The 6,724-nt window shown below is 49.4% G+C and carries 6 protein-coding genes and 1 pseudogene; all 7 read right to left on the bottom strand.

Annotation, left to right across the window (positions count from 1 at the left end; translation table 11 throughout):
- Positions 1-41 precede the first annotated feature (41 nt).
- Entirely contained in the window at positions 42-767 is a 726-nt protein-coding gene (gene phoU / locus ACUU1I_RS18835) for a phosphate signaling complex protein PhoU (protein ID WP_000377788.1), read from the bottom strand.
- 14 nt (positions 768-781) lie between these two features.
- Positions 782-1,555 (bottom strand): phosphate ABC transporter ATP-binding protein PstB, encoded by a 774-nt coding sequence (pstB, locus tag ACUU1I_RS18830; RefSeq protein WP_000063121.1) that lies wholly within the window; start codon positions 1,553-1,555, stop codon positions 782-784.
- Positions 1,556-1,646: 91 nt separating this feature from the next.
- Positions 1,647-2,537 (bottom strand): phosphate ABC transporter permease PstA, encoded by an 891-nt coding sequence (gene pstA, locus ACUU1I_RS18825; RefSeq protein ID WP_001251991.1) that lies wholly within the window; start codon positions 2,535-2,537, stop codon positions 1,647-1,649.
- Positions 2,537-3,496, bottom strand: coding sequence for a phosphate ABC transporter permease PstC (pstC, locus tag ACUU1I_RS18820; RefSeq protein WP_000741620.1), 960 nt, complete (start codon positions 3,494-3,496; stop codon positions 2,537-2,539). The genes pstA and pstC overlap by 1 nt, the downstream gene beginning before the upstream one ends.
- Positions 3,497-3,582: 86 nt before the next feature.
- Positions 3,583-4,623 carry a phosphate ABC transporter substrate-binding protein PstS gene (gene pstS, locus ACUU1I_RS18815; RefSeq protein ID WP_000867160.1) on the bottom strand — a complete coding sequence of 347 codons (1,041 nt, stop codon included), beginning with the start codon at positions 4,621-4,623 and terminating at the stop codon, positions 3,583-3,585.
- Between the two features lie 247 nt (positions 4,624-4,870).
- Entirely contained in the window at positions 4,871-5,944 is a 1,074-nt protein-coding gene (lpfD-O113, locus tag ACUU1I_RS18810) for a long polar fimbrial minor subunit LpfD-O113 (protein WP_001046042.1), read from the bottom strand.
- A gap of 10 nt (positions 5,945-5,954) precedes the next feature.
- A pseudogene (lpfC-O113, locus tag ACUU1I_RS18805) lies at positions 5,955-6,724 on the bottom strand (long polar fimbrial usher protein LpfC-O113); the annotation flags it as partial.

Below are 6,724 nucleotides of genomic sequence, written 5' to 3'. Positions count from 1 at the left end.
ACAAATCCCAATAATTAAGTTATTGGGATTTGTCTGGTGAATTATTTGTCGCTATCTTTTCCCGCCAGCAGTTTATCCAGCTCATCACTGCCTACATGACGGAAATCCTGACCCTTCACGTAGTAGAAGATAAACTCACAAATATTCTGGCAGCGGTCGCCGATACGTTCGATTGAACGCGCACAGAACAGCGCGGTAAGTACGCTCGGAATAGTGCGCGAATCTTCCATCATGTAGGTCATCAGTTGACGAACAATACCTTCGTATTCCTGATCGACTTTTTTATCTTCACGATAAATACGTACCGCTTCGTCAATGTCCATCCGCGCGAACGCGTCCAGCACGTCGTGCAGCATCTGGATGGTATGACGGCCCAGCGACTCCAGACTTACCAGCAACGGCTGATGCTGCTGGGAGAATTTCTCCAGCGCAGTACGGCAGATTTTGTCCGCCACGTCGCCAATACGCTCCAGCTCGGCAATGGTTTTACTGATCACCATAACCAGTCGCAGGTCGCTCGCCGTCGGCTGACGTTTGGCGATAATGCGCACGCAGGCTTCATCGATCGCCACTTCCATCATGTTGACGTTCTTGTCGCCTTCGATCACGCGCTTCGCCAGATCGCTGTCCTGGTTATGCATCGCGGTGATTGCATCAGAAAGCTGCTGCTCCACCATGCCGCCCATGGTCATCACCTGCGTGCGGATACTTTCCAGTTCGGCGTTGAACTGGCCGGAAATATGTTTATTAAGATTGAGACTGTCCATAACGCACTCCTGAATCAACCGTAACGACCGGTGATGTAGTCTTCTGTTTGTTTCTTCGCTGGCTTGGTGAACAGATCGTCCGTGTTGCTGAACTCAATCAATTCGCCCAGGTACATAAATGCCGTGTGGTCGGAACAACGCGCAGCCTGCTGCATGTTGTGGGTAACGATCACCACGGTGTAATCCTGCTTCAGTTCGGTGATCAGCTCTTCAATACGCCCGGTAGAGATGGGGTCGAGCGCCGAACACGGTTCGTCGAGCAGCAGCACTTCCGGGCGAATGGCGATACCACGCGCAATACACAGACGCTGTTGCTGACCACCAGAGAGAGAGTAACCGCTCTGGTGCAATTTATCTTTGGTTTCGTTCCACAATGCGGCTTTGGTCAATGCCCACTGCACGCGCTCGTCCATGTCGGCACGGGAGAGCTTCTCAAACAGACGAACGCCAAAGGCGATGTTGTCGTAGATGGACATCGGGAACGGCGTCGGTTTCTGGAACACCATGCCCACTTTCGCACGTAGCAGGGCGATATCCTGAGAGTTGGTCAGGATGTTGTCGCCATCAAGCAGAATTTCACCTTCCGCACGCAGCTCCGGGTACAGTTCAAACATTTTGTTGAAGGTACGCAGCAGCGTCGATTTACCGCAGCCGGACGGCCCGATAAACGCCGTAACCTGGTTTTTGGCGATATCCAGGTTGATGTTTTTCAGGGCATGGAATTTGCCGTAGTAGAAGTTCAAATTACGAACCTGAATTTTACTCGGGGCAGTTTCAACCATACTCATTGCAATCTTTTCCTCATCGTACCTGATGCTTTTCGCTAATCAGGCTTACCGTAGGGCCGGGTAAGGCGTTCACGCCGCATCCGGCAAAGTGTTAACCGTGTTTATTCTTCGCAAAAACAACGCGCGCCAGAATGTTCAGCAGCAGGACGCACAGGGTAATGATCAATACCCCGGCCCAGGCCAGTTGTTGCCATTCCGCAAACGGGCTCATCGCAAACTTAAAGATCGTCACCGGCAGGTTGGCGATCGGCTGCATCATGTCCGTGCTCCAGAACTGGTTGGAGAGCGCGGTAAACAGCAGCGGCGCGGTTTCACCGGCAATACGGGCAATCGCCAGCAGGATACCGGTCATAATCCCGGACACCGACGCTTTCAGCGTAATCGCGGAGATCATCTTCCACTTCGGTGTACCCAGCGCATAAGCCGCTTCACGCAGGCTGTCCGGCACCAGTTTCAGCATGTTCTCGGTGGTGCGGATAACGATCGGCACCTGCAACAGCGCCAGCGCAATTACGCCCGCCCAGCCGGAGAAGTGCTCCATCTGTGCCACCACGATGGTGTAGACAAACAGACCAACCACAATCGACGGCGCGGAGAGCAGAATGTCGTTAATGAAGCGAATCACTTCTGCCAGCCAGGATTTTCGACCATATTCCGCCAGATAAATCCCCGCCATAATGCCCAGCGGCGTACCGAATACCGTGGCCCACAAAATTAACAGCCCGCTACCCGCCAGGGCGTTCGCCAGACCACCACCTTCCGTATTGGGCGGCGGCGTCATTTCAGTGAACAGCGCCAGCGACATACCGTCGATACCGCGAGTGATGGTGGACATTAAAATCCAGATCAGCCAGAACAGGCCGAAGGCCATCGTCGCCATCGAGAGCGTCAGCGCAATACGGTTTTTGAGGCGGCGACGCGCCTGCATTTTGCGGCGAGATTCAGCCAGCGCCGCAGTGGTTTGCATTTCAACCATAGCCATTAGCGTGCCCCCTCATTCTTAGCCAGGCGCATAATCATAAACTTCGATGCGGCGAGGACGATGAAGGTAATCACAAACAGGATCAGGCCCAGTTCCATCAGTGCGGCAACGTGCAGACCGGATTCCGCTTCCGCAAATTCGTTCGCCAGCGCAGAGGTGATACTATTGCCCGGCATGTACAGCGAGGCGCTGTCGAGCTGGTAGGTGTTACCGATGATAAAGGTCACCGCCATGGTTTCACCGAGCGCGCGGCCCAGCCCCAGCATGATGCCGCCGATAACACCATTTTTGGTGAACGGAAGAACGATACGCCAGATAACTTCCCAGGTGGTGCAGCCAATACCGTAGGCCGACTCTTTCATCATCACCGGGGTTTGTTCGAACACATCACGCATTACCGCCGCAATGTACGGAATAATCATGATGGCGAGGATCACGCCTGCCGCGAGGATACCGATACCAAATGCGGGGCCAGAGAACAGCGCGCCAACAATCGGGATATTCGACATGATATTGCCGACCGGCTCCTGAAAGTAAACGGCGAACAGCGGCGCAAAGATAAACAGGCCCCACATGCCGTAAACGATACTTGGAATGGCTGCCAGCAGCTCAATGGCGATACCCAGCGGGCGTTTCAGCCAGCCAGGCGCAAGCTCAGTCAGGAACAGGGCGATACCGAAACTCACCGGGACGGCGATCAGCAGCGCGATAAACGAAGTCACCAACGTACCGTAGATCGGCACCAGCGCCCCGTAGATATCGTTCGGTGCATCCCACTCTTTGGTCCATAGGAAAGCCAGACCAAATTTCTGAATGCTCGGCCAGGAGGAGATGATCAGAGAGACAATAATGCCACCCAACATCAATAGCACAATCAGCGCCGCCAGTTTTACCAGCACGCTGAAAATTATGTCGCCCTTTTTACCCGGTGGGTTAAAAGCGGGCTTGGTTGCAGCCATAAGTTACTCTTCAGTTAAACGCGTTTACAAAGTCATTTTGTAATGCCGGATGCGGCGTAAAACACCGTACCCGGCCTGGAGTTTTATTAGTACAGCGGCTTACCGCTACTGTCTTTAATATTGGTCTTCCACGCAGCGCGAACCTGTTCAACTACACTATCCGGCAGGCTAGCGTAATCCAGGTCGTTCGCCTGTTTAGCCCCGGTTTTGTACGCCCAGTCGAAGAATTTCAGCACCTCTGTGCCTTGTTCTGGTTTCTTCTGATCTTTGTGGATCAGAATGAACGTGGTAGAGGTAATAGGCCATGCATCTTCGCCTTTCTGGTTGGTCAGATCCTGAGCGAAGGTTTTGCTCCAGTCTGCACCTTTTGCTGCATTAGCGAAGTTTTCTTCGGTCGGACTAACCGGTTTACCATCAGCGGAGATCAGTTTGGTGTACGCCAGGTTGTTCTGCTTCGCGTAAGCATATTCAACATAACCAATTGCACCCGGCAGACGCTGAACGAACGCGGCGATACCGTCGTTACCTTTACCGCCCAGACCGATCGGCCATTTTACGGTAGAGCCAGTACCAACGTTGTTTTTCCACTCTTCGTTCACTTTCTCCAGGTAGCTGGTGAAGACGAAGGAAGTCCCGGAGCCATCTGCGCGGCGTACTACAGCAATGTTTTGTGAAGGCAGTTTCAGACCCGGATTCAGTTTGGCGATGGCTTCATCATCCCACTTCTTGATTTTGCCCAGGTAGATGTCGCCGAGGGTTTTACCATCCAGCACCAGTTCGCCAGACTTCAGCCCTGGAATGTTAACCGCCAGCACCACGCCGCCAATCACGGTCGGGAACTGGAACAGACCTTCCTGAGCCAGTTTTTCGTCAGACAGCGGCGCGTCAGAGGCACCAAAATCAACGGTATTAGCGATAATCTGTTTTACGCCACCGGAAGAACCGATACCCTGGTAGTTAACTTTATTACCGGTTTCTTTCTGGTAAGTGTCAGCCCATTTGGCATACACCGGCGCAGGGAAGGTTGCACCTGCACCTGTCAGGCTTGCTTCTGCAAACACAGAGAAAGCACTCATCGATAAGGTCGCGGCGACAACAGTTGCGACGGTGGTACGCATAACTTTCATAATGTCTCCTGGGAGGATTCATAAAGCATTGTTTGTTGGCTACGAGAAGCAAAATAGGACAAACAGGTGACAGTTATATATAAGGAATATGACATTTTTATGACAGAAAGGAATTACCAAATAACTTACTGATTTTAAATGTGAAGATGAAAATCCCACATGCCATCTTTTTGTCATGATGCATTTAAAAGTGATAAAGAAATGGGTGAGATGACAACGATGTGATGAACAATCGTTGTCAGACCTATTAGCGCACAATCTCAACAGTTATCGTCGCTGTTGCAGTAAATTGCCCCGGGGCTGGGCGAGCTCCAGTAAGGCTCGCAGGAGCAGCTGAAAAAGTTACACTACCTGATTTTTCACCATACACTGTTGATTTATCCATGTCTGTTGGCAACTCACCACCGTTCACTTTGATTTCCTTATTATTTTTGTCGTAAATTTTTATCCCCACGTTAGAGTTTGAAGTTACGACCATTGAATTGTCCGTATTGGGTTCGGTAGCATAAAAAGACGTACTGATATCATCGGTATTCAGTATCCCTAGGTTTTCACACTCAATAGTGACTGTTTTAGTAATTTTATGTGTTGTTACCGCACTTCCAACAACAGATGAAAAATCTGCAGCTGGTATTTCTTTAAAATCAAAACAAACTGGCTTTAAATTATTTATTTCGCAACTTTGCGGAGCTGTAATATCGCCCCGAATATAAACATCAGCCATCGGCTGTGAGTAATCCACAGGGGTGTCACGGCTAATTGTTCCATACAATGTCACTATCTTTGTTTCAGGAATAATCAATTTTCCTGCAAATGTCTTCTTGATATAAAAATATACTATCGCTTTAGCCCCACTGGATATACTTAAAGGTTCAATGCGGTTGCAATTGTACTTTGTATTACCAGACGGGTTGTTAGCATGATATTCAAAAGGTGCATTCACATACCCAACCCCAAGAATATCTATAGCAATCCCAACATCAAGGTTCGGATTAAGATCATAATAATTAATATTAGAGTGAACCCCAGCATAAGTTAATGCCTGGTTTATTTTTGACGTATAATAGATATAGGGGAATTCTCCTACGTTACCAGTATCACAATGACAGCGTCCAAGATATGAGGATCCATTAGTTACAGTGGTGTTAAATGTCGTTCCAACCTTATTTTCGTTCGCGGTAATAAGATATCCCGAGAAATCAAGCGAACTGTGAAATACGCCATTATCAGGGGTACAGATACCTTTAGGAGCTGCAAGTGCTACACTACTTAACGAGAGCATAAACACAGAAAAGCACCACTGTTTGATATACTTGTTCATAAAAATCCTTTTAATGACATGTCACACCCTGTTCAATTAATCCGCTCTCACTTTCTGGTGTCGAAAGTGAATAATTGAAGATGCATTTTGTTGAGGCGTTTTCTCCCCAGGATAACGTAACCTGTCCTTTTTCTGGTAGACCAGAAAGATAAAGTTCGCCACGGTCACCGACAATTCCTGAATCTGCCAAACTTGCATCTTGTATCGCAGCAATGGCTCCAAAAGGTACCGGTTTACCATTTGCATTTAACACTCTGAAGAGAACGCGATAACCCACATGAGTCACAAACTCCGCTTTAACCACTGCACCACGCGTGGGAACCATCGTAACGACGGTATTATCAAGTTCTATATTCGACTTCGAGAAATAGTTATCGCTGATTGCTACCCGATTTTCATCATAAGGGTTTAGCTGTGTCTTGACCGTATAGCCGCGCCAGTCCGTCGCAGCACCGCGCATATTATCTATTTCTAACCCGGCGGCCCCAGGTGCTTTAACAAGAGCAATAGTTTCACCTAACTCCTGACTTAACGTTACCCCTTCGCTGTGTGCCAGAATTCCCCCTCTGATACCATAATTCAGCCTCTGGGAATTTTGGCTGTAGTTATAGCTGCCGTTCACCGTGCCATAAGAGCCATCATAGGTCAGGGACATATTACCGCCAACCTCATCATCATGACTGTTATAGGACTGCATTAAATTCCATGAAAGGTTATTTCTTTCCAGCGCCGTACCGCTGAGTCCGAGTTGATGTGAGCTACCGGAATTATCGTTTTGCG

The sequence above is a fragment of the Shigella sp. SIG3 genome, from assembly GCF_053555855.1.
The sequence above is the reverse complement of the archived record's forward strand: the minus strand, read 5'-3'. Positions and strand labels throughout refer to the sequence as shown.